24 protein-coding genes are annotated in these 20,867 nt (G+C 69.8%); 15 read left to right on the top strand and 9 right to left on the bottom strand.

Going from position 1 to position 20,867, the window contains the following annotated elements; translation table 11 throughout:
* Nucleotides 1–122 precede the first annotated feature (122 nt).
* The 8 genes from EV659_RS09340 (at nt 123) to era (ending at nt 7,454) form a co-directional block, all read left to right on the top strand.
* On the top strand, nt 123–2,279 hold the full coding sequence (locus tag EV659_RS09340) for a RelA/SpoT family protein (protein ID WP_132708612.1): 2,157 nt from the start codon (nt 123–125) through the stop codon (nt 2,277–2,279).
* A gap of 84 nt (nt 2,280–2,363) precedes the next feature.
* The gene (gene pyrE, locus EV659_RS09335) at nt 2,364–2,945 is read left to right on the top strand and encodes an orotate phosphoribosyltransferase (protein ID WP_132708611.1); all 582 of its coding nucleotides are present in this window, start codon (nt 2,364–2,366) and stop codon (nt 2,943–2,945) included.
* A 115-nt stretch (nt 2,946–3,060) separates the two neighbouring features.
* Complete coding sequence (locus tag EV659_RS09330) at nt 3,061–3,651, top strand: DUF2062 domain-containing protein (protein ID WP_165878811.1); 591 nt, start codon at nt 3,061–3,063, stop codon at nt 3,649–3,651.
* A gap of 111 nt (nt 3,652–3,762) precedes the next feature.
* Entirely contained in the window at nt 3,763–4,506 is a 744-nt protein-coding gene (locus EV659_RS09325) for a pyridoxine 5'-phosphate synthase (RefSeq protein ID WP_132708609.1), read from the top strand.
* A 51-nt stretch (nt 4,507–4,557) separates the two neighbouring features.
* On the top strand, nt 4,558–4,986 hold the full coding sequence (acpS, locus tag EV659_RS09320) for a holo-ACP synthase (protein ID WP_132708608.1): 429 nt from the start codon (nt 4,558–4,560) through the stop codon (nt 4,984–4,986).
* A 61-nt stretch (nt 4,987–5,047) separates the two neighbouring features.
* Nucleotides 5,048–5,851, top strand: coding sequence for a signal peptidase I (gene lepB, locus EV659_RS09315; protein WP_132708607.1), 804 nt, complete (start codon nt 5,048–5,050; stop codon nt 5,849–5,851).
* A gap of 5 nt (nt 5,852–5,856) precedes the next feature.
* Complete coding sequence (rnc, locus tag EV659_RS09310; RefSeq protein WP_200287919.1) at nt 5,857–6,558, top strand: ribonuclease III; 702 nt, start codon at nt 5,857–5,859, stop codon at nt 6,556–6,558.
* Nucleotides 6,555–7,454: a GTPase Era gene (gene era, locus EV659_RS09305; RefSeq protein ID WP_132708605.1), complete on the top strand. Its 900-nt coding sequence runs from the start codon at nt 6,555–6,557 to the stop codon at nt 7,452–7,454. Before rnc ends, era begins: the two co-directional genes overlap by 4 nt.
* Here era and EV659_RS09300 read toward each other — a convergent pair.
* On the bottom strand, nt 7,421–7,663 hold the full coding sequence (locus tag EV659_RS09300) for a hypothetical protein (protein WP_132708604.1): 243 nt from the start codon (nt 7,661–7,663) through the stop codon (nt 7,421–7,423). The genes era and EV659_RS09300 overlap by 34 nt on opposite strands.
* A gap of 266 nt (nt 7,664–7,929) precedes the next feature.
* Here EV659_RS09300 and EV659_RS09295 point away from each other — a divergent pair, with 266 nt between their 5' ends.
* Nucleotides 7,930–8,565, top strand: a complete 636-nt coding sequence (locus EV659_RS09295) for a TetR/AcrR family transcriptional regulator (RefSeq protein ID WP_132708603.1) — start codon at nt 7,930–7,932, stop codon at nt 8,563–8,565.
* Nucleotides 8,566–8,581: 16 nt separating this feature from the next.
* Here EV659_RS09295 and folE read toward each other — a convergent pair whose 3' ends face one another.
* Complete coding sequence (folE, locus tag EV659_RS09290) at nt 8,582–9,232, bottom strand: GTP cyclohydrolase I FolE (RefSeq protein WP_132708602.1); 651 nt, start codon at nt 9,230–9,232, stop codon at nt 8,582–8,584.
* Between the two features lie 140 nt (nt 9,233–9,372).
* Here folE and EV659_RS09285 point away from each other — a divergent pair, with 140 nt between their 5' ends.
* On the top strand, nt 9,373–9,828 hold the full coding sequence (locus tag EV659_RS09285) for an iron-sulfur cluster assembly scaffold protein (protein ID WP_132708601.1): 456 nt from the start codon (nt 9,373–9,375) through the stop codon (nt 9,826–9,828).
* 43 nt (nt 9,829–9,871) lie between these two features.
* Here the strand turns inward: EV659_RS09285 and EV659_RS09280 are convergent, their stop codons facing one another.
* The 7 genes from EV659_RS09280 to EV659_RS09250 all read right to left on the bottom strand — a co-directional run bounded on the left by EV659_RS09280 (nt 9,872) and on the right by EV659_RS09250 (nt 15,528).
* Nucleotides 9,872–10,054 carry a hypothetical protein gene (locus EV659_RS09280; protein WP_132708600.1) on the bottom strand — a complete coding sequence of 61 codons (183 nt, stop codon included), beginning with the start codon at nt 10,052–10,054 and terminating at the stop codon, nt 9,872–9,874.
* 300 nt (nt 10,055–10,354) lie between these two features.
* Nucleotides 10,355–10,789: a VOC family protein gene (locus tag EV659_RS09275; RefSeq protein ID WP_132708599.1), complete on the bottom strand. Its 435-nt coding sequence runs from the start codon at nt 10,787–10,789 to the stop codon at nt 10,355–10,357.
* 39 nt (nt 10,790–10,828) lie between these two features.
* A complete protein-coding gene (locus EV659_RS09270) occupies nt 10,829–11,344 on the bottom strand; it encodes a GAF domain-containing protein (protein WP_132708598.1) in 516 nt (171 codons plus the stop codon).
* Between the two features lie 268 nt (nt 11,345–11,612).
* Entirely contained in the window at nt 11,613–12,692 is a 1,080-nt protein-coding gene (aroC, locus tag EV659_RS09265; protein WP_132708597.1) for a chorismate synthase, read from the bottom strand.
* Nucleotides 12,693–12,790: 98 nt separating this feature from the next.
* Nucleotides 12,791–13,606 (bottom strand): enoyl-ACP reductase FabI, encoded by an 816-nt coding sequence (fabI, locus tag EV659_RS09260; protein WP_132708596.1) that lies wholly within the window; start codon nt 13,604–13,606, stop codon nt 12,791–12,793.
* Nucleotides 13,545–14,537: a YihY/virulence factor BrkB family protein gene (locus tag EV659_RS09255; RefSeq protein WP_132708595.1), complete on the bottom strand. Its 993-nt coding sequence runs from the start codon at nt 14,535–14,537 to the stop codon at nt 13,545–13,547. The genes fabI and EV659_RS09255 overlap by 62 nt, the downstream gene beginning before the upstream one ends.
* A gap of 10 nt (nt 14,538–14,547) precedes the next feature.
* On the bottom strand, nt 14,548–15,528 hold the full coding sequence (locus tag EV659_RS09250) for a DnaJ C-terminal domain-containing protein (RefSeq protein WP_132708594.1): 981 nt from the start codon (nt 15,526–15,528) through the stop codon (nt 14,548–14,550).
* Nucleotides 15,529–15,614: 86 nt separating this feature from the next.
* On the opposite strand from EV659_RS09250, the gene pdxH reads away from it, so the two are divergent.
* The 5 genes from pdxH (at nt 15,615) to EV659_RS09225 (ending at nt 20,798) form a co-directional block, all read left to right on the top strand.
* Complete coding sequence (pdxH, locus tag EV659_RS09245; RefSeq protein ID WP_132708593.1) at nt 15,615–16,214, top strand: pyridoxamine 5'-phosphate oxidase; 600 nt, start codon at nt 15,615–15,617, stop codon at nt 16,212–16,214.
* A 164-nt stretch (nt 16,215–16,378) separates the two neighbouring features.
* Nucleotides 16,379–17,314: a cation diffusion facilitator family transporter gene (locus EV659_RS09240; RefSeq protein ID WP_132708592.1), complete on the top strand. Its 936-nt coding sequence runs from the start codon at nt 16,379–16,381 to the stop codon at nt 17,312–17,314.
* Nucleotides 17,311–17,709, top strand: a complete 399-nt coding sequence (locus EV659_RS09235) for an ArsC/Spx/MgsR family protein (RefSeq protein ID WP_207894071.1) — start codon at nt 17,311–17,313, stop codon at nt 17,707–17,709. The genes EV659_RS09240 and EV659_RS09235 overlap by 4 nt, the downstream gene beginning before the upstream one ends.
* A 75-nt stretch (nt 17,710–17,784) precedes the next feature.
* On the top strand, nt 17,785–18,585 hold the full coding sequence (locus tag EV659_RS09230; protein WP_132708591.1) for a PhzF family phenazine biosynthesis protein: 801 nt from the start codon (nt 17,785–17,787) through the stop codon (nt 18,583–18,585).
* 101 nt (nt 18,586–18,686) lie between these two features.
* Nucleotides 18,687–20,798 carry an O-linked N-acetylglucosamine transferase, SPINDLY family protein gene (locus EV659_RS09225; RefSeq protein WP_165878810.1) on the top strand — a complete coding sequence of 704 codons (2,112 nt, stop codon included), beginning with the start codon at nt 18,687–18,689 and terminating at the stop codon, nt 20,796–20,798.
* Nucleotides 20,799–20,867 lie beyond the last annotated feature (69 nt).

Genomic DNA, 20,867 nt, shown 5'->3' with positions numbered 1-20,867 from the left:
CGTCGCCATGCGGCCGGCATTCGTCGTTTCGACCTTGGGGACGCCGGGCCTTGTCGCGGGCGGCCGGCGGGTCAATACTCAGGGATAGTTTGTGGTTTTTTTGAAGGTCCGTCGGCACCGCCGTGATACGCCAGTATGAACTTGTCGAGCGGGTCAAGGCTTATGACCCCGAGCTGAACGAAGCCCAGCTCAACCGGGCCTATGTGTTTTCCATGAAGGCGCACGGCAGCCAGGTGCGCGCCAGCGGCGACCCGTATTTCTCGCATCCGCTCGAAGTCGCCGGCATCCTCACCAAGATGAAGCTGGACAGCGACACCATCGTCACCGCGCTGCTGCACGATGTGGTCGAGGACACGGTGTCGACCATCGACGAGATCGAGGGCCTGTTCGGGTCGAAGATCGCCGAACTGGTCGACGGCGTTACCAAGCTGTCGCGCATCGAGATGCAGACCGAAAGCCAGCGCCAGGCGGAGAATTTCCGCAAGTTCGTGCTGGCCATGTCCAACGACATCCGGGTGCTGCTGGTCAAGCTGGCCGACCGGCTGCACAACATGCGCACCCTGCACTACATCAAGAAGCCCGAAAAGCGCCGCCGGATCGCCCGCGAGACGCTCGACATCTATGCGCCGCTCGCCGAACGGGTCGGCTTGCGCTGGATGAAGGACGAGTTGGAGGAACTGGCGTTCGCGCAGCTGGAGCCCGAGGGCTTTGAATCGATCACCACCCGGCTGGCCTATCTGCGCGAGCAGGGCGGCGACCTGATCGGCCGGATCATCGAGGAATTGCGCAAGACGGTCAGCACCTACGGGTTGCAGGCGGAGATTTCCGGCCGCGAGAAGCGCCCGTTCGGCATCTGGAAGAAGATGCAGGAGCGCCATGTGCCGTTCGAGTCCATGTCGGACGTGATGGCGTTCCGGCTGGTGGTCGACGATATCCCCCAATGCTATCAGGCGCTGGGGATCGTCCACGCCCGCTGGCCGATGGTGCCGGGGCGGTTCAAGGACTATATCTCGACGCCCAAGCGCAACGGCTATCGCTCGCTGCATACCACGGTGATCGGGCCGCAGCGCATGCGCATCGAGATCCAGATCCGCAGCCGCGAGATGCACGCGGTCGCCGAACATGGCGTCGCCGCGCACTGGAGCTACAAGCAGAGCAACGACCACGCGCCCTTGGCCGATTCCGAGCGCTATCGCTGGCTGCGCGACCTGCTGGACATTCTGGAGAACGCGTCGAGCCCCGAGGAATTTCTGGAACACACCAAGATCGCCATGTTCCAGGACACCGTGTTCTCGTTCACGCCCAAGGGCGAGTTGATCACCATGCCCAAGGGCTCGTCGATGATCGACTTCGCCTATGCCGTGCACACCGAGGTCGGCAATCGCTGCGTCGGCGCCAAGGTCAATGGTCGTATGGTGCCGCTGCACCAGCGCATCGCCACCGGCGACCAGATCGAGATCTTGACCCAGGACGACCAGACGCCGTCGCCGCGCTGGGAGACCTTCGCGATCACCGCCAAGGCGCGCTCGGCGATCCGGCGGTTCGTGCGCCAGCGCGAGCAGAGCGAATATGCCCAACTGGGCCGCACGCTGTTGACCCGGCTGTGCGAGGTCGAGGGCGTCGACCTGGCCGCCGACGCGGTCGAAACCGCGGCCAAGGCGCTCGGGCTCGCCGGTCCGACCGATCTTTATGTGGCCGTCGGCCGGGGCGACAAGACCGAAGCCGAGGCGATCCGCGCCGCCTTTCCGTCGATCCAGTTGAGCTCCGACCGGCGCCCGCCGACCGCCCGGCGCATCGACTGGCAGCGCAAGGGCCTGGCCGGCGACGGCGCGATCCCGATCAAGGGGCTGACGCCGGGCATGGCGGTGCACCTGTCGGAATGCTGCCACCCGCTGCCCGGCGACCGCATCGTCGGCGTGTTGAGCCCGGGCCAGGGCGTGCTCGTCCACACCATCGATTGCGAGGCGCTCGAAGCGTTCAACGATGTGCCCGAACGCTGGGTCGACGTGGCGTGGACCAATGGCAGCGACAGCCTGGGCTTCTTCACCGGCCGGCTCAAGCTGGTGGTGTTGAACGAGTCCGGCGTGCTGGCAGCGGTCGCCAATATGTGCGCGCGCCACGAGGGCAATATCTCCAACCTCAAGATCACCGACCGGGCGCCCGACTTCTTCACCATCATGCTGGACGTGGAAGTCAGCGACGTGCGACACCTGCATTCGATCATTTCGGCCCTGCGCGCCAACCGGGTGATCAGCTCGGCCGAGCGGTTGCGCGGCTAGGCATCGGCCGCTGCGTCGCCGGCCGGACCCGGCTGGCCGCGCCGGGCTGTCTCTCCCCCCCCCTGTCTGTTGGAGCCTGGTTGCGTGGATACCGAAACCGTTCTCGATCATTTCCGGCGCCATGACGCGCTGCTCGAAGGTCATTTCCTGCTGTCGTCGGGCAAGCACAGCCCGGTCTATCTGCAATGCGCGCGGGTCATGGCCGAGCCCGAGACCGCGGCGCTGTTGTGTCACGCTTTGGCCAAAAAACTGCGTGATAAGGACATGGTCGTAGACATGGTGGTGTCGCCCGCCATGGGCGGCGTGGTGGTCGGCTATGAGATGGGCCGCCAATTGGGGGTGCCGGCGATCTTCGCCGAGCGGGTCGAGGGGCGGCTGGTGCTGCGACGCGGCTTTACGATTCCCAAAGGCGCGCGTGTTCTTATGGTCGAAGACGTGGTCACCACCGGCCTGTCGTCGCGCGAATGCCTGGACTGCATCGCCGCGATGGGCGGGCAGCCGGTGGCGGCGGCCTGCTTGATCGACCGGTCGGGCGGGCGCGCGGCGCTGGGCGTCGATCTGGTCGCCTTGGCGACCATCGACGCGCCGGTCTACGACGCGGACGCGGTGCCCGAGGCGCTGGCGGCGATCCCGGCGGTCAAACCCGGCAGCCGGGGGCTGGCCTAACCGCCCGACGCCCGCGATAATGGGGCGAAGTGCCCCCGGGGGGCTAGGGTCGGTCCAGGGTTGGGCCAAGCCCATGGTCCCGGGGGCTAAGGCGGTGAAGACGGGTCGTCAGGTCATGTTGTTCAAGCGCCGGCGGGCGCCAAAACGCATCGAACGCATTCGCGACTGGCTGTGGCCGCGGCGCGGCTGGCGCCGGGCCGGGCAGTATCTGTGGCACCGGCTGGCGCGCCTGCCGGCGAGCCCGCACGCCATCGCTGCGGGCCTGGCGTCGGGGGCGGCGATCTCGTTCACGCCGTTCCTGGGCTTCCATCTGCTCGGCGCCTGGCTGTTGTCGCTGCCCATGCGCGGCAATTGGATCGCCGCTTGGCTCGGCACCGTGATCGGCAATCCGTGGACGTTTCCGTTCATCTGGCTGGCGATCTATAACACCGGCATCGCGGTGGTCGGCGAGCGCGGGTCCGGCAGCGTCGACGACGCGGTGATCGCCAGCCTGTCGTTCCAGGCCATCGTCGCCGCGCCCGGGCGGCTGGTGCCCGATGTGATCTGGCCCATGGCGGTCGGCGGATTGCCCTATGCGGTGGCCGTGTTCGCGCTTACCTATTGGAGCAGCCGCGGCCTCGTGCGCCGCTATCAGGACCGCCGCCGCGCCCGGCTCGACCGGGCCGCCAAGGCGCGCGGTCGGCGCCTGCGCCCGGCCGGACACTGACCCGCCGGCGCCCGCAAAACCGGCCCGGCAGGGGCGGTGGCGACGACACCGCAAACGGGCGACACCGCAAACGGGGTCGCAGACGACACCGATGACGAGGAGAGTTGAGCCATGACCCTGCGCCTGGGGGTGAACATCGACCATGTGGCGACCATTCGCAACGCGCGCGGCGGCGTGCACCCCGACCCGGTGCGCGCCGCGCGGCTGGCAGCGGCGGCCGGCGCCGACGGCATCACCGCGCACCTGCGCGAAGACCGGCGCCACATCTCCGACCATGACATCGCGCGCCTGGCCCGGGAGGTGGCGCTGCCGCTCAACCTGGAGATGGCGGCCACCGACGAGATGCTGGCGATCGCCCTGAGCCACCGCCCGCACGCCTGCTGCATCGTGCCCGAGCGGCGCCAGGAGGTGACCACCGAGGGCGGGCTCGACGTGGCCGGCCAGCGCGAGGCGCTGCGTCCGTTCGTCGCCCGGCTGGGCGAGGCCGGCGTGCGGGTCAGCCTGTTCGTCGACCCCGACGAGGCGCATCTGGCGGCCGCGCGCGAGATCGGCGCGCCGGTGGTGGAGTTGCACACCGGCGCCTATGCCGACGCCAGCGGCGCGGCGCAAACGGCCGAACTCAAGCGGCTGACCGATGCGGCCGAGGTGGGCGCCGAACTGGGGCTCGAAATCCATGCCGGCCATGGCCTGACGCTCGCCAATGTGGCGCCGGTGGCGGCCCTGCCGCAGGTGCGCGAGCTCAATATCGGCCATTTCCTGGTCGGCGAGGCGATTTATGTGGGGCTCGACCAGGCGATCGGGCAGATGCGCCAGGCCATGGTCGCGGCGCGCGGCGGCGTTGCCCGGCGCGCCTGAGGCCGGGTGGCCGCCTTCCAGCCCATAAAGTAACAGTAGAAAGGACCGTCGATGCACGTGCTCGGGCTCGGCAACGACATGATCGACATTCGCCGCATCCAGGCGTCGCTCGACCGCTTCGGCGAGCGTTTTATCCGCCGCGTCTATACCGATATCGAGATCGCCAAGTCGGAACGGCGCGCCGCCCGTGCGGCCAGCTACGCCAAGCGCTTCGCCGCCAAGGAGGCGTGCGCCAAGGCGCTTGGCACCGGTCTCAGGCACGGCGTGTTCTGGCGCGACATGGGCGTGGTCAATCTGGCCACCGGCCAGCCGACCATGGCGCTGACCGGCGGCGCGGCGGCGCGGCTGGCGGCGATGACGCCGGCGGGCCATGTCGCGCAGATCAGCCTGACCATCACCGATGACGACCCCTGGGCTCAGGCGATCGTGCTGATCACCGCCACGCCCGAGGCGCTGATGCCCGCAGGGGTCGGCGCGTGAGCACGGAGCGCGTGAGCACGGGGCGCGGTCGGCCGGACGTCCGCCGGGCGGGGCGTCGGTCATGAGCGCCGCCGCCGGCCGGCCGGGCGCCCGGCTGTGGCGCGAGGCGCGGCCGGTGGTGGCGTTCGCCGCTGTCGTGCTGGTGCTGGCGCTGCTGATCCGCAGCCTGCTGGTCGAACCGGTGGCGCTGACCGGGCGTTCCATGCTGCCGACGCTGCTGCCCGGCGACCGGCTGTGGGTGACCAAATACGCCTATGGCTACAATCGCTATTCGCTGCCGGCGGGGCTGGTGCCGGTCGACGGCCGGCTGTTCGCCCGGCCGGTGGCGCGCGGCGACCTGATCGCGTTTCGCCTGCTGCGCGGCGGCGGCGATACCTTCGTCAAGCGGGTCATTGGCCTGCCCGGCGAGACCGTGCGGCTCGACCGGGGCCGGGTGTTGATCGACGGCCGGCCGGTGGCGCGCACCGCGCTGCCGGCGCTGGTCTGGCCCGCGTCGTCGGGTCTGTGCCCCGAAGGCGTGGCGGTGTCGGACGGTCAATGCCGGGTCGACCGGTGGCGCGAGGCATTGCCCAACGGGGTTGCCTATCAGGTGTTGGACGTGCAGAAGGATGGATCGGATGAGACGACCCGGGCCTTTCAGGTGCCCGCCGGTCACTTGTTCGTTCTCGGTGACAATCGCGACCGGTCGAAGGACAGCCGCCATCCCTTGTCGGTGGGGGCGGGCTATGTGCCGTTGGATCGGGTCTTGGGTCGGGTCGACCGCGTGCTCTATTCGCGCCCCCCGCAGGCTGCACCGGTGTGGCGGCTGTGGGGTCAGCGCGACGAGCGGGCCTTTCGGCCGGATCGATGGTGGAAGGAGTTATGAGGGCCATGAACAGGCGCGACGCTGTCGAGGCACTGTCGGCCATCGTCGGCCATGGGTTCGCGGATCGGGCGCTGGCCGAGGCGGCGCTGACCCATCCGAGCCTGGCCGGCCGGCCGAGCTATCAACGGCTGGAGTTTCTGGGCGACCGGGTGCTCGGCCTGTGCGTGGCCGAGATGGTCTATTCGGCGTTTCCCGACGTGCCCGAAGGGGTGCTCAACCGCCGCTATGCCGCCCTGGTGCGCAAGGAAAGCCTGGCCGAGGTGGCGCGCACCTCGGGCTTGCAGCCGCTGATCCAGTTGGAATCCGGTGCCGAGACCGAGGGCGCGCGCGAGCAGCCGGCGGTGCTGGAGGATGTGTGCGAGGCGGTGATCGGCGCGATATTCCTGGACGGCGGCTTAGCGCCCGCCAAGGCGTTCGTCGAGCGCACGCTGGGCCCGCGCCTGGCCGAGGGGCCGAGCGTCGACAAGGACGCCAAGACCGCCTTGCAGGAATGGGCGCAGAAACGCCGTCTGGCGCTGCCGGTCTATCAGGTGATCGGCCGCACCGGCCCTGACCACGCGCCGCGCTTCCGGGTCCGGGTGTCGGTGGGCGAGGAAGAGCCGGCCGAGGCCGAAGCCACATCCAAGCGCCAGGCCGAACAAGCGGCGGCGCACAACCTGTTGTCGGCGCTCGGTCTGGGCGGTGGCAGCGCGGAGATCGGATCATGACGACCCCAACCCGCTGCGGCTTCGTCGCCCTGATCGGCGCGCCCAATGCCGGCAAGTCGACGCTGCTCAACCAGTTGGTGGGCCAGAAGGTGGCGATCGTCACCCACAAGGTGCAGACCACGCGCACCCGGATCACCGGCATCGCGCTCGACGGTGCGGCGCAACTGGTGTTCCTCGACACGCCGGGGATCTTCCGGCCCAAGCGCCGGCTCGACCGTGCCATGGTCAGCGCGGCCTGGGAAGGCGCCGGCGACGCCGACATGGTGGTGCTGCTGGTCGACGCGGCGGCCGGCCTCACCGACGAGGTGCAGGCGATCCTCGACCGGTTGGCGGAAACCGATCGGCGCGTCGTCCTGGCGCTCAACAAGATCGACCGCATCCGCCGCGACAGCCTGCTGGCTCTGTCGCAGCGCCTGTTCGATACCGGTCTGATCGACGCGGTGTTCATGATTTCGGCGCTGACCGGCGACGGCGTCGAGGATCTCAAGCACCATCTGGCGGGCCGTGCGCCCGAAGGCCCGTGGCACTATCCCGAAGACCAGGTCACCGACGTGACCCAGCGTCTGCTGGCCGCCGAGATCACCCGCGAGAAGGTCTATCTGCGCCTGCACCAGGAACTGCCCTATGCGGTCACCGTGGAGACCGAAGACTGGCAGGACCGGGCCGACGGCTCGGTGCGCATCGAGCAGGTGATCCACGTGACCCGCGACACCCACAAGGGCATCGTCATCGGCAAGGGCGGGCGCACGCTCAAGGCGCTGGGCGAGGCGGCGCGCGCCGATCTTGGCGCGTTGCTGGAGCGCCCGGTGCACCTGTTCCTGCACGTGCGCGTGACCCCCGACTGGGCCGACAAGCGCGACCATTATCGCGATATGGGGCTCGACTGGGTCGAGTAGTCGTCGGCCGGGCGCGCCGCGTCGCACACCGGTGTGCCGGGGCGGTCGGGCCCGGCGGCCGGGACGGCGGCGGTGTCGTCGCCACAGCCGATCGCCGACGGCATGGTCTGGCACTGGGCCAGACCCAGGGCGGCGCTGAACGATACCGCAAACGGCAGCAGCCAAAGCCGGTGCCGATGGGGCCGGGGGTAGGCACGGCGAAGCGCCATGGTCGATCCTCCGCGGTGTCGGTTCGACCGCCCGGCCCGGGGGTCTGAAGGTCTGCTAGACCCAGGGCCGGGCGGTCGCCGTGCCGCCTGTCGTGTCTCGGGCTGGTGGGCGCAATGCCGTCCGCAGAGACCTATGGTATATTATTTCCTGTACCATTGAGCGGAATTTTGCTTGTGTCAAGTCTTGGTAGACGGTTAATTCTACTAAAGCGCGACGGCCTGGTCGGTATCGATTGTGTCGGCCCGGGCGGGTAGGGGGGCAGCATATGACTCTGGCGGACTATCAGGCAGCCAAGGCGGCGGACAGCCGGCAGCGCATCACCAAAGCGGCGACCCGCTTGTTTCTGGCCAACAGCTACGACCGGGTATCGGTGGCCGAGGTGACCAAGCAGGCCGATGTGTCATTGCGCACGCTCTACAAGCATTTCGACAGCAAGGCGGCGCTTTATGCGTCGGTGGTGGTCGCCAAGGCCGAGGAATTGACCGACGACCTGTCGGCCTCGATCGATGACGAGGCGCCGGCGCTGGCGGCGGTCGCGGCGTTCGCGCTGCGGGTGATGCAGATCGGCACCCGGGATGACGTGTTGGCGCTGTGGCGCACGATCATCATGGAGGGGCGCCGGTTTCCCCAGATCCTCGACGCCTATCTTCAGGCCCGCGAGGAGTTCACCGCCCTGGTGCGGGACTTTCTCCAACGGCTGGAGGCGCGGGGCGATTTGCGGTTGGACGACCGGGACGCGGCGGTGACGCTGTTTATCGGCATGCTCGACTACCGGTCGTCGCTGCCGGCCTTGATCGGCGAGCCGGGGTTGGATGCCGCTGGTCAGACCCGGCTGGCACACCAGGTTGCCGAGGCGGTGCTGGCGCGGTTCGGCGCTGCTGGCGGTCGCAGCGCCGGTTAGCCAACCGGGCCTTGTGTCAGCGCCCCCGGCCGGTTTGGGACGCGGCATCAAGGAAGCGCCGTTCGAGCCGCGCGTCGGTGCGGAACAGGCCGCGCATCACCGTGGTCACCGTGTCGGCACCCACCTTGCGCACGCCGCGACAGCTCATGCAGCCATGGGTGGCTTCCACCTGCACCGCGACGCCCAACGGGGCGAGGCTGTCTTCCAGTGCGTCGGCCACTTGCGCGGTCAGCTTTTCCTGCACCTGGAGACGCCGGGCATAGAGTTCGACCACACGGGCCAGCTTGGACAGGCCGACGATCCGGCCCGACGGCACATAGGCCACATGGGCCAAGCCCTGGATCGGTGCCAGATGGTGTTCGCAATGGCTGTCGAAGGCGATACCGCGCACCAACACCATGTCGTCATAGCCGGCCACTTCCTCGAAGGTGCGGCGCAGATGGTCCGCCGGGTCCTCGTCATAGCCGCAGAAATATTCCTCATACGCCTTGACCACTCGGCGCGGCGTGTCGAGCAGGCCCTCGCGGTCGGGATTGTCGCCGGCCCATAACAACAGGGTCCGCACGGCGCTCTCGGCCTCGGCACGGGTTGGGCGGGCGATCTCGGGCGTCTCGGTGGCGGCCAGGTCGGCGCACGGCCGGTCGCGGTCGGGGGCGATAGACTCCATCGGTGGTCCTCGGATGATGGGAAAAAGGCTTGGGGCCGAACGGCCCTGCGACTGTCCAGAGAGGTTTACGCACACGCCGGGCCGATGGATCGGTCCAACGCGGGCTTCACAGCGGCCGCCGCGCCGCCTATGTGTCGGCCATGGACGACACGCTCTACACCCGCGACGTGCTGCGCCTGGCGGCGAGCCTGGACGACCGGCGTCTCGACGCGCCCGACGTGACCGTGGCGCGCACCGGGCGCCCGTGCGGCAGCCGGCTGACGCTCGATCTGCGCTTCGACGCCGCCGGCCGGATCGCCGAGGTGGGCATGGCGGTCAAGGCGTGCGCCCTGGGTCAGGCCAGCGCCGCCTATGCCCTGGCGCGGCTGACCGGGCAGAGGGCGGACACGCTGGCACCGGTGGAGCGCTCGCTGCGCGCCATGCTGGCGGGCGAAGCGGCGACCCTGGAGGCGGCCGACTGGCGCGACGGTGTGGGCCAGGATTGGTCGGGGCTTGGGGTTTTTGCGCCGGTGGCGGCGTTTCCGGCCCGCCACGGCGCGGTGTTGTTGCCGTTCGACGCCGTGCGCGCTGCCTTCGATATGCGTCAAGCCGCCTGAGCCGCGGCCCGCCGACAGATCGGCCCGCCCCCGACGGCCGGTCTTACTCGTCTCCGCGGGCGGTGTCGTCTTCGGTCAGGGCGGTGCCGGTGAAGATCGCGAACGTCATCGCCCGCACCCCCGTCTCGGCGGTGTCAAACAGATGTTCGGGCGGCGGTGCGGCGAAGGTGCGCTGGTAGACGCGGCACAGTCGCTCGTAATCCAGCTTTCGACGGCGGTTGCGCATGATCGACCCTCCGGCAAACCCCCTTGTCTGTTCAAGGGTGCGGCGAAAGCGGGGGCGGCGCAAGCGTTGAATTGGAGTGCCAGGGTCCAGGGGACGGACAGCCCCCATCGCCGTGGTGGCGCCGTCATTTGCCCCCCTATCGCGGCCGCTGCCGGGTCGCTCGGTGGCGGAGAACGGCGGGAAAACGGTGATTTGAGCCGGCGACTCGGCAACCGCCGGCGCGCGGCCCGGACGCCTTCGCTGCGTCCGGCCGGCCCTGCACGGTTGCCGACGGTATCGCCCCAGTGGCGGCGCGCGGTTTTACCAGCTGCCGGTTTTTTCCATCGACGCCCAGGGTTCCCGGGGCGGCAGCGGCGCGCCCTTCTGCAACAGCTCGATGGAGATGGCGTCGGGCGAGCGGACGAACGCCATGTGGCCGTCGTGCGGCGGGCGGTTGATGGTCACGCCCGCGTCCATGAGTTTCTGGCAGGCGGCGTAGATATCGTCGACCTGGAACGCCAGATGGCCGAAATTCCGGCCGCCGTCATACGTTTCGGGGTCCCAGTTGTAGGTCAGCTCGATCTCGGGCTGGGGCTGGGGATTGTCCAGGTCTTCGGGCGCGCGCAGATAGACCAGGGTGAAGCGGCCTTGCTCCGACTCGGTGCGGCGCACCTCCTGCAGCCCGAGCAGGTCGCAATAGAAACGCAGCGACCGGTCGAGGTCGGCCACGCGGACCATGGTGTGCAGATACATCATGCGGCGATCTCCTTGGTTTGGATGGGCGGACGCGGGCGCTCAAGGCTGCGGGATTGAGGCCGGTTGGGCGAAGGTTTGCGCCAGGATCGCTTCCAGCCCGCGCGCGTCGGTCTCGTCGAAACTGTTGTAATCGCTCGAATCCACGTCGAGCACGGCGATCAAGCGGCCCTGGGCGTCGCGCACCGGCACGACGATTTCGGAATTGGAGCGCGCGTCGCAGGCGATGTGGCCGGGAAAGGCGTGTACGTCGCCGACGATCTGGGTCTGGCCGGTCTGGGCGGCGGTGCCGCACACGCCCTTGCCGAACGGGATGCGCAGGCAGCCGAGCGTGCCCTGATAGGGGCCGACCACCAGTTCGTCGCCCTTGGTCGGGTCGACCAGGTAGAAGCCGGTCCAGAAGAAATGCTCGAACGCGGTCGCCAGGATCGAGGTGACGGTCGCCATGCGGGCGGTGCGGTCGGGTTCGCCCTCGACCACGGCGGCGATCTGGCGGGCCAGGTCGCTGTAGGTCTGGTCCTTGCTCGCGGTCGGGTCGACGGTGACGGTTTCGGCCATGGCACACCTCCTTGTTCGCGTTGTCGCCAAGTATGGTCTGCCGGGGCGCGATGCAAGCCCCGGTGGTCGAGGCGGCCGGTTGTACCGGCTCCCGGCACGGTCCGGGGGCGCGGGTCTTGGCCGCCAGCACGGCGCGCCGGCGGAGATGGCTGCGTTTGCGCGCGCCATGACGGCCGCCGGATCGGGCGGGCTCGGATCGGCGTGGTTCCGGGCGCTGGGGGTGGCGCAGGTCGGGCCAGGTCGGTGCAGTTCGGGGCGTTGGCGGCGGTCAGCCGTCGCCGCACTGGGCGCGGTGCAACAGCATCTGATCGGCCAGCACCAGCGCCATCATGGCCTCGCCCACCGGCACCGCGCGGATGCCCACACAGGGGTCGTGGCGGCCGCGGGTGACCACCTCGGTCGCGGTGCCTGAGCGGGTGACGCTGGCGCGCGGCGTGGTGATCGAACTGGTCGGCTTGACCGCGAAACGCACCACCACGTCGGCGCCGGTGGCGATGCCGCCCAAGATGCCGCCGGCATGGTTGGAACGGAAGCGCGGCCGGCCGTCGGGGCCGGGGTCCATCTCGTCGGCGTTCTCGATGCCGGTCAGGCGCGCGGCTTCGAACCCGGTGCCGATCTCGACCCCCTTGACCGCGTTGATCGACATCATCGCCGAGGCTAGCTCGGCGTCGAGCTTGGCGTAGAGCGGCGCGCCCCAACCCGGTGCCACGCCCGAGGCTTCCACCTGGACGATGGCGCCGAGGCTGTCGCCGCGTTCGCGCGCGGCGTCGACCGCCCCGGCCCAGGCGTCGACCACGCCGGGGTCGGGGCTGAAGAACGGATTGTCGCCGGTGGCCGCCCAGTCGAGCCGCGCGGGATCGATGGCGATGCCGCCCAGTTCGACGACCCCGGCGCGGATCGTCACCCGGTCGCCGAGCACCGCGCGCGCCACCGCGCCGGCGGCGACCCGTGCCGCCGTCTCGCGCGCCGACGACCGGCCGCCGCCGCGCGGGTCGCGCAGGCCGTATTTGGCGTCATAGGTCAGGTCGGCATGGCCGGGGCGGTAGGTCTCGGCGATGGCGGCATAGTCCTTGCTGCGCTGGTCGGTGTTCTCGATCAGCAACTGCACCGGCGTGCCGGTGGTCAGGCCCTCATAGACGCCCGACAGGATGCGCACCCGGTCGGGCTCGCGGCGCTGGGTGGTGAACCGCGACTGGCCGGGCCGGCGGGCGTCCAGATAGGGCTGGATATGCTCTTCCGACAGCGCCAGGCGCGGCGGCACCCCGTCGACCACACAGCCAAGCGCCGGCCCGTGGCTTTCGCCCCAGGTGGTCATGCGCAAAAGGTGACCGAAGCTGTTGTGGGACATGGGGCACGCGCTCGCGGCAAGGGGAGGGGAGAAGCGGGAGGGCAGGGGCCACCGGCGCGGGCGCGGTCAGGCACCGTCCGCGCCGGTGGCCCGACGGGTCAGACCTGGGTGGCGATATCGGGCGCGTCGTGCGCCTTCATGCCGACCACGTGATAGCCGCCGTCCACGTGCAGGCACTCGCCGGTCACGCCCGAGCCCAGGTCGGACAGCAGGAACAGGGCGGCGCGGCCCACATCGTCGATGGTGATGTTGCGGCGCAGCGGGCTGTTGAACTCGTTCCACTTGAGGATCAGGCGGAAGTCGCCGATGCCTGAGGCGGCCAGGGTTTTCACCGGGCCGGCCGAGATCGCGTTGACGCGGACGTTGCGCGGCCCGAGGTCGGCGGCCATGTACTGCACGCTGGCTTCGAGCGCGGCCTTGGCGACGCCCATGACGTTGTAGTGCGGCATGACCTTTTCGGCGCCATAGTAGCTCAGCGTCAGCATCGAGCCGCCGTCGCCCATCAGCTTCTCGGCCCGGCGCGCCGCCGCGGTGAACGAGTAGCACGAGATATCCATGGTGTTGAGGAAGTTCTCGCGGCTGGTGTCCACATAGCGCCCGCGCAGTTCGTTCTTGTCGGAAAAGCCGATGGCGTGGACCAGGAAGTCGAGCTGGCCCCATTGCTCGGCGATGGTGTCGAACGCGGCGTCGAGCGAGGCGGGGTCACTCACGTCGCACGGGGTCATCAGGGTCGAGCCGAGCTTCTCGGCCAGCGGGCGGACGCGCTTTTCCATCGCTTCGCCCTGGTAGGTGAGGGCCAGGTCGGCACCATGGTCGGCCAGCGCCCGGGCGATCCCCCAGGCCATCGACCGCTCATTGGCCAGCCCCATGATCAGGCCGCGCTTGCCCGCCATCATCGTTGAAGACGTCGTCATTCTGTATCCCTCGGCTTGTCGCATCGCGCGTACCCGTCCGCCCCGCGCGCGCGGCGCGGCGTCGGCGGGTCACCGCAGCATTGATTTCGGCGCCGAAAATAAAGCCCGACGATCCCAACAGGAAGAACAACTGCGTGACCACCGCGCCCGACAGGCTGCCGTAGGTAGCGTCATACTGCCCAAGGTTGCGCAGGTAAAGGGACAGCCCCCAGCCGATCGCCAGCCAGGCCAGCGCGGCGAACAGCGCGCCCGGCGCCACAGCACGGTCGCGCTTGGCCCAGCCGGGCAGGCAGATGCGGTAGAACACCCAATGCACGGCGAACAGCAGCGCCGGGCTGAACAGATATTGCGTCAGCGCGGCGAACCGGAATACCGGCTTGGGGATCGCGGCATAGCTCTCGACCAGCGCGATCGCCGCCGGGGTCAGCACATAAAGCGCGATGCCGCCGGTGGCCGTGATCGACAGCAGGATCACCAGGCCCAGGGTCTCGATGCGGCGGCGGATTTCGCGCCGGGTGCTGGTCGGCGCCTCGAACGCGCGCAAGACGGTGACCCGCGCCGCATGGACGCCGGCCGAGGCGGTCCACAAGGCGACCAGCACGCCGCCGGTCAGCAGGTCGGTGCGGGCGCCGCCGATGATCCGCTCGATCGGGCCGCTCAAGGTGTCGGCGACCCGGTCGGGCACCGTCTCCAGCAGCATCTCGACCAGCAGCGCGCCGGTCTCGGTCTGGCCGAACAGGCCGCTCAGCGAAACCAGGAACAACAAAAACGGAAACAGCGCCAACATGCCGAGAAACGCCATGTTGGCGGCGTAGACGGGCCCATTATGGGCGAAATAGTGCCGGGCGGCGTCGTTCAGCACCGCCGCGGTCGCACGCGCGGCACGGCGCGGCAGAGCCAAAGGCCCGCTGGGCGGCGGCACGGCGGTCATACGCCCCGCCTCACAGCTTCAGATGGTCGCGAACGGGGTAGCTGTGGTGGCGGGCCCAGTCCTCGATGGCCTCTTCCAAGGCCGGGTCGGGGGTGTCCGGCAGGACGATCTTGAGCACCACATACTGGTCGCCGCGCTCGCCCTCGCCGCCGACGCCCTTGCCCTTGAGGCGCAGCTTGCGGCCGCTCGACGAGCCCTTGGGCACGGTGATGGTCACCGGCCCGTCGAGCGTCGGCACCTTGATCTTGGCGCCGCGCACCGCTTCGTCGACGCGAATCGGCAGGTCCAGATAAACGTCCTTGTCGTCGCGGGTGAAATAGGGGTGCTCGGCCACTTCGACGCGGACCAGCGCGTCGCCGGCCGGCCCGCCGTCGCGGCCGGGGCGGCCCTGGCCGGTCAGGCGGATGGTCTGGCCGTCGGTGACGCCGGCGGGGATGCGCACGTCGAGGGTGCGCCCGGTGGTCAGGGTCACCCGCTTGGTGCCGCCGCGCGCCGCGTCGCTGAAGCTGACGCTCAGCCGGTAGGTCTGGTCGGCGCCCTTTTGCGGTTGTTTCGCCCGGTTCTGCTGGGTGCGGCCGCGCGAAAAGCCGAACAGGTCGGCGAACAGGTCTTCCACATCCTCGCCGCCCACGGTCTCGTCATAGGTGCCGCCGGCAAAGCCGCGGAAGTCGTCGCCGCCGAAACCGCGCGCGCCGGCGCCGCCGAAGCCCGCGGCACCGCCATAAGGTCCGCGACTGCGCGCGCCGAACCCGGCGGCGGCGCGTTCCTGGCCCTGTTCGTCGATCTCGCCACGGTCGTATTTGGGGCGCTTTTCCTTGTCGCCGAGGATGGCATAGGCGGACGACACCTCCTTGAACCGGTCGGCGATCTTCTGGTCGCCCGGGTTGCGGTCGGGGTGCAGTTCCTTGGCCAGCTTGCGGTAGGCCGATTTGATCTCGGCCTCGCTGGCGCTTCGGTCCACGCCCAGGATCTGATAGAGGTTCTTCGTCATGTCGCGTTGCTTTCCCGGCGGTTTGCCGTCACCTACATAGTCGGCCGCTCTGCCGCGTCAAAGCCCAACCAAGATGGAGCCTGTGTATGTCGTTCGTTCCGGACGCTTCAACCGATCCGTTCACCGCTTTCGAGCGCTGGTTCGCCGAGGCCGAGGCCAGCGAGCCGTCGGACCCCAATGCGATGATCCTGTCGACGGCCGACGCCCGGGGCCGGCCGGCCGCGCGGGCCGTGCTGCTCAAGGGCTGGGACCGGAGCGGATTCGTCTTCTATACCAATTTGCGTTCCGATAAAGGGCATCATCTGACCGAAAATCCGCAAGCGTCGCTGTTGTTCTACTGGAAGATCGCCTATCGCCAGGTGCGCATCGAGGGCCGCGTCGAGCCGGTGCCCGCCGCCGACGCCGACGCCTACTTCGCCAGCCGGCCGCGCGGCAGCCAGATCGGCGCCTGGGCGTCGGACCAGTCGCACCCCTTGCCCGGCGGTCGTGTCGAGCTGGAACAGCGCATCGCCGACATGGAAAAGCGCTACGAGGGCCAGGAGGTGCCGCGACCGCCCCATTGGTCCGGCTATTGCGTGATCCCCGATCGGTTCGAGTTCTGGCAGGGACAAGAGTACCGGTTGCATGACCGGATGGTCTACAGCCGAGATGGCGAGCGCTGGACCTTCGGCCTGCTGTTTCCTTAAGCGACCGGTTTGGCCCGGCCGAGGCTGGGCTGTGGGGTGTTGGAGCGCGTCTGAACCGTCTTGGGCGGTGGCCGGGGCGGGCTCGGGCCGCGCGTGCGTGGTGCCGCGCCCGGGACCACGCGGCCCCGGGCGAGCGGATGCGCGGTGGTGCGTGCGGGTAGATCATGGGCAAAGACATCGAAACCGATAACGAACTGCGCAAATGGGCGGTTCGCGCGTCGATGACCGTGGCGATCACCTTGATCGTCGCCAAGGCGGTGGCATGGGTGATGTCGGACTCGGTGGCCATGTTCGGCTCGCTGGCCGACAGCACGCTCGACCTGGCCGCCAGCGCCATGACCTTCCTGGCGGTCAAGACGGCGATCATGCCGCCCGACCACAATCACCGATTCGGCCATGGCAAGGCCGAGGCGCTGGCGGCCTTGTTGCAAGCGGCGATCATGGCCGGGTCGGTGACCTTCATCGTGTTCGAATCGATCCGGCGCATCGGCGATCCGGTGGCGCTCGACCATACCGGTCTGGCGCGCAATGTCTCGATCCTGGCGATCGTGCTGACCGCCTTGCTGGTCAGTTTTCAGCACTGGGCGGTCAAGCGCACCGGGTCGATCGCCATCGCGGCCGACCAGATGCACTATCGCGGCGATCTGGCGCTCAACCTGGCGGTGATCGCCGCCATGGAGGTCTATCGCCTGGGCGGTCCGGCCTGGGCCGACGGGGCGTTCGGGTTGCTGGTGGCGGGCTATCTGGGCTGGCACGCCTGGCGGGTGGCGGTGCCGGCGGTCGACGTGCTGATGGACAAGGAATTCAGCAAGGCCGAACGCGACCAGATCTTCAATCTGGTGATGGGCAATGGCGAGGTTCAGGGGCTGCACGACCTGAAGACGCGCAATGCCGGCATGCAGCAATTCATCCAGATGCATGTGGAAATCGACGGTCGCGTGTCGCTGGCCCATGCCCATATGATCGCCACCGAGGTCGAGGCGACGGTGGGCGAGCGCTTCCCGCGCGCCGAGATCCTGATCCATATGGACCCGGCGGGCCTTGAACTGCCGCACCTGACCCACCGCGAACTGGATCTGGAGAGGATGCCGCCGTCATGATCGTCGTCTACGGCCTCAAGACCTGCGATAGCTGTACCAAGGCGCGGCGCTGGCTCGGTGACGCGGGCCTCGATCATCGCTTCGTCGACCTGCGCGCCACGCCGCCGGCGTCCGAGCGCCTGGCCCGCTGGGCCGACGCGTTGGGGGGCGGGGCGTTGGGGGCCGGGGCGCTGGTCAACCGCCGCTCGATCACCTGGCGCGGCCTGGATGCCGCTGAGCGCGCCGAGGCCGAAGACGCGTCCGGCGCGCTGGCCCTGGTCGCCCGCCACCCGAGCCTGATCAAGCGGCCGGTGATCGAGATCGAGGCCGAGACGCCGGGCGAGCCGGTGGTGCTTCAAGGCTGGACCGAGGCGACCCGCGCCGCCCTTGCCAACACGGCCTCGGCCGGGGCATAGCGGCGCAGCCCAAGCCGGCGTCCTCTTCCCCCCTTTTCGGGCGCGTCCGCCGCCCGACCCAGGAGCCTTTCGCGCATGCGCATCCCGCTGATCCAGGTCGACGCGTTCACCCGCCGGCGCTTCGGCGGCAACCCGGCGGCGGTCTGTCCGCTCAACGCCTGGCTCGACGACGACACGCTGCAGGCGGTCGCGGCCGAGAACAATCTGTCCGAGACCGCCTTTTTCGTCGCCAACGAGAATGACGCCGATGTGGACTATGACCTGCGCTGGTTCACCCCGACCCAGGAGGTCGACCTGTGCGGCCACGCCACCCTGGCCGCGGGCTATGTGATCTTTCGCCATCTGCGCGCCGGTGCGGGCCAGGTGGTGTTCGCCAGTCGATCCGGGCCGTTGCGGGTGTTTCGGCGGGGCGACGCGCTGGCGCTCGACTTTCCGCGCCGGCCGGCGCGCGCCGCGCGCGAGCGGCCGGGGGTCGCCGCCGCCCTGGGCGCGGCGCCGCGCCATGCGCTGTTGAGCGAGCGCGACGACCTGCTGGTGTTCGACGACGCCGGAGCGGTGGCGGGCCTGGAACCCGACTTTCGCGCCCTGCGGGCGTTCGACGGCCGGGGTTTCATCGCCACCGCGCCGGGCGCCGATTGCGACTTCGTGTTGCGCTACTTCGCGCCGGCGCTCGGCGTCGACGAGGACCCGGTGACCGGCTCGGCGTTCTGCGTTGCCGGGCCCTATTGGGCCGAGCGGTTGGACAAGGGCCGCCTGACCGCACGCCAGATCTCGGCGCGCGGCGGCGAACTGGTGGTCGAGATGGCGCCCGACGGCCGGCTGCACATCGCCGGCCACTGCGTCGAGGTGCTGAGCGGCGAATTCACCGTCGCTTGACGGAGGGGCCGGGTCGCCGGCGCCCCGCCCACCGTCACGGGGCTTGGCAAGCGGTCGGCAGGGACGCCAAAATGGCCGCCGAGCTTGCGGATGAGGGCGTCATGACCGAGCCGAAGTCTTCCGATCCCGCCGATCCGGGCGCCCGCCTTGCCTTGCCTGAGACGCCGTTACAAGGTGCGCCGCCGCAGGCGACGCTCGACCGGCTGTCGGCGCGTTTCGAGGCCGAGCCGCCGGCCGCCGTGGCGGGCGAGGCCGAGGCGGTGGCGCGCGCCTGGCCCGACCATCCGCTCGCCTGGCTGGTGCTGGCCATGTGCCGCCAGCGCCAGGGCGACCATGCCGGTGCCTTGCCGGCGTTCGAGCGCGTGCTCGCCCTGCGCGGCGAGGTGGCGCCGGTGTTGGTCAATTGGGGCGTGTCGCTGCGCCGGTTGGGCCGCATCGACGCGGCGGTGGCGGCCTATCGCCGGGCGCTGGCGGTGGTGCCCGACCATGCCGAGGCGATGCGCAACCTGGCGGCGGCGCTGTTGCACGGCCAGCGCTGGGCCGACGCCGTGCCGGTGGCCGAACGCGCGCTGGCGCTGGCGCCCGACAGCGCCGAGGCGGCGGCCAATCTGGGCCAGGCCTATCGCCGTACCGGCCGGCTGGCCGAGGCCGAGGCGGTGCTGCGCCGGGCACTTGGTGCCGGCGGCGGCGGGCTGCCGGGGCTGCGGCGCGAGTTGATCTACACGCTCAAGGACGCTGGCCGGCTGACCGAGGCGCTGGGCGAGGGCGCGCGCGCCGCCGCCGCCGGCGCCCATGCCGGCCTCGCCGCCGACGAATGGGTGCTTTTGCACCTGACCGCTGCGGCCTGGGACGGTCTCGACGCCTGGGAGGCGCGCGCCGCCGCCGCCCTCGACCGGCCCGATGGCGGCATCGCGCCCTTTACCGGCCTGCTCATGGGGCTGGCGCCCGCGCGCCAGGCCCAGGCGGCGCGCGCCATGGCCGCGCGCTATCGCCCGACGTATCCACTGCCGGCCCCGTCGCCGGCGCGGGCCAAGGCAATGGCCAAGGCGGGGCGGCGCCCGCTGGTGATCGGCTATCTGTCGGCCGACTTTCACGACCACGCCACGGCCTGGTTGCTGGCCGAGGTGCTGGAGACCCACGACCGGGCCCGGGTCGCGGTTCACGGCTATTCCTACGGGCCTGCGGCGGGCGGGGCGATGCGCGCGCGCCTGGCCGCGGGCGTCGACCGGTTCGTCGACCTTGCCGGGCTCGACGACCGCGCGGCGGCCGAGCGGCTGGCCCGCGACGGCGTCGATATCCTGGTCGACCTCAAGGGCTATACCCGCGACGCCCGGCCCGGCATCGCCGCCCACCGGCCGGCGCCGCTGGCGGTGAACTATCTGGGCTATCCGGGCACCATGGGCGCCGACTTCATCGATTATCTGATCGCCGACGCCTGGGTGGTGCCACCCGGCGACGAAGGCGCCTATGACGAGGCGGTGGTGCGGCTGCCGCACAGCTATCAGCCCAACGACCGCCGGCGCCGGGCCGCCGATACCGCCCCGACGCGCGCCCAACTGGGCCTGCCCCACGCCGCGCCGGTGTTCTGCTGCTTCAACAATCCGTTCAAGATCCGCCCGCCGGTGTTCGCCCTGTGGATGCGCATCCTGCGCGCCGTGCCGTCGGCGGTGCTGTGGCTTTATGCGCCGCAGGGCGAGGCGGCGGCCAATCTGCGCCGGTCGGCGGCGGCTGCGGGGGTGGCGCCGGGGCGGCTGGTGTTCGCCCCATCGGTCGACCAGGGCGCCCATCTGGCGCGTCTGGCGCAGGCGGATCTGGTGCTCGACACCTGGCCCTATGGCGCCCACACCACGGCCAGCGACGCGCTGTGGATGGGAGTGCCGGTGCTGACCTGTCCGGGCAGGCATTTCCCCGCCCGGGTCGGCGCCAGCCTGGTGGCGGCGTGCGGCCTCGACGAGATGATCGCCGCCGACGCCGAGGCTTATGTGGCCACCGCCGTGCGCCTGGGCCGCGACCGGGCGGCGCTCAAGGCGCTCAAGGCGCGGCTGGCGTCGGCCTTGGCCACCGCGCCCCTGTTCGACACGCCGCGCTATGTGCGCCACCTGGAGGCGGCCTATGACGCCATGTGGCAGCGGGCGGTTCAGGGCCTGCCGCCCGGGACCATTGATGTGGCGGCAAATGGGGGTATGGGGGAGGGGAAACGGCCGGACCCTTGATTGCATCGATTTCCTTTTACCTTTAATTATTTTCAGATCAAATATCTTTATTTACTTAAAAATAATGCA

Origin of the sequence: Rhodothalassium salexigens DSM 2132 (assembly GCF_004341375.1) — a bacterium.
GTDB classification, from domain to species: domain Bacteria; phylum Pseudomonadota; class Alphaproteobacteria; order Sphingomonadales; family Rhodothalassiaceae; genus Rhodothalassium; species Rhodothalassium salexigens.
The sequence above is the reverse complement of the archived record's forward strand: the minus strand, read 5'-3'. Positions and strand labels throughout refer to the sequence as shown.

Coding starts and splice junctions, on each gene's coding strand:
- EV659_RS09295 (WP_132708603.1), top strand. CDS start 7,930: ATGACTCTGGCGGACTATCAGGCAGCCAAGGCGGCGGACAGCCGGCAG.
- EV659_RS09280 (WP_132708600.1), bottom strand. CDS start 10,054: ATGCGCAACCGCCGTCGAAAGCTGGATTACGAGCGACTGTGCCGCGTC.
- EV659_RS09250 (WP_132708594.1), bottom strand. CDS start 15,528: ATGACGAAGAACCTCTATCAGATCCTGGGCGTGGACCGAAGCGCCAGC.
- EV659_RS09230 (WP_132708591.1), top strand. CDS start 17,785: ATGCGCATCCCGCTGATCCAGGTCGACGCGTTCACCCGCCGGCGCTTC.
- EV659_RS09270 (WP_132708598.1), bottom strand. CDS start 11,344: ATGGCCGAAACCGTCACCGTCGACCCGACCGCGAGCAAGGACCAGACC.
- rnc (WP_200287919.1), top strand. CDS start 5,857: ATGAACAGGCGCGACGCTGTCGAGGCACTGTCGGCCATCGTCGGCCAT.
- pdxH (WP_132708593.1), top strand. CDS start 15,615: ATGTCGTTCGTTCCGGACGCTTCAACCGATCCGTTCACCGCTTTCGAG.
- fabI (WP_132708596.1), bottom strand. CDS start 13,606: ATGACGACGTCTTCAACGATGATGGCGGGCAAGCGCGGCCTGATCATG.
- EV659_RS09240 (WP_132708592.1), top strand. CDS start 16,379: ATGGGCAAAGACATCGAAACCGATAACGAACTGCGCAAATGGGCGGTT.
- EV659_RS09285 (WP_132708601.1), top strand. CDS start 9,373: ATGGACGACACGCTCTACACCCGCGACGTGCTGCGCCTGGCGGCGAGC.
- lepB (WP_132708607.1), top strand. CDS start 5,048: ATGAGCGCCGCCGCCGGCCGGCCGGGCGCCCGGCTGTGGCGCGAGGCG.
- acpS (WP_132708608.1), top strand. CDS start 4,558: ATGCACGTGCTCGGGCTCGGCAACGACATGATCGACATTCGCCGCATC.
- EV659_RS09325 (WP_132708609.1), top strand. CDS start 3,763: ATGACCCTGCGCCTGGGGGTGAACATCGACCATGTGGCGACCATTCGC.
- EV659_RS09235 (WP_207894071.1), top strand. CDS start 17,311: ATGATCGTCGTCTACGGCCTCAAGACCTGCGATAGCTGTACCAAGGCG.
- EV659_RS09300 (WP_132708604.1), bottom strand. CDS start 7,663: ATGGCGCTTCGCCGTGCCTACCCCCGGCCCCATCGGCACCGGCTTTGG.
- EV659_RS09275 (WP_132708599.1), bottom strand. CDS start 10,789: ATGATGTATCTGCACACCATGGTCCGCGTGGCCGACCTCGACCGGTCG.
- era (WP_132708605.1), top strand. CDS start 6,555: ATGACGACCCCAACCCGCTGCGGCTTCGTCGCCCTGATCGGCGCGCCC.
- EV659_RS09225 (WP_165878810.1), top strand. CDS start 18,687: ATGACCGAGCCGAAGTCTTCCGATCCCGCCGATCCGGGCGCCCGCCTT.
- EV659_RS09330 (WP_165878811.1), top strand. CDS start 3,061: ATGTTGTTCAAGCGCCGGCGGGCGCCAAAACGCATCGAACGCATTCGC.
- EV659_RS09255 (WP_132708595.1), bottom strand. CDS start 14,537: ATGACCGCCGTGCCGCCGCCCAGCGGGCCTTTGGCTCTGCCGCGCCGT.
- aroC (WP_132708597.1), bottom strand. CDS start 12,692: ATGTCCCACAACAGCTTCGGTCACCTTTTGCGCATGACCACCTGGGGC.
- folE (WP_132708602.1), bottom strand. CDS start 9,232: ATGGAGTCTATCGCCCCCGACCGCGACCGGCCGTGCGCCGACCTGGCC.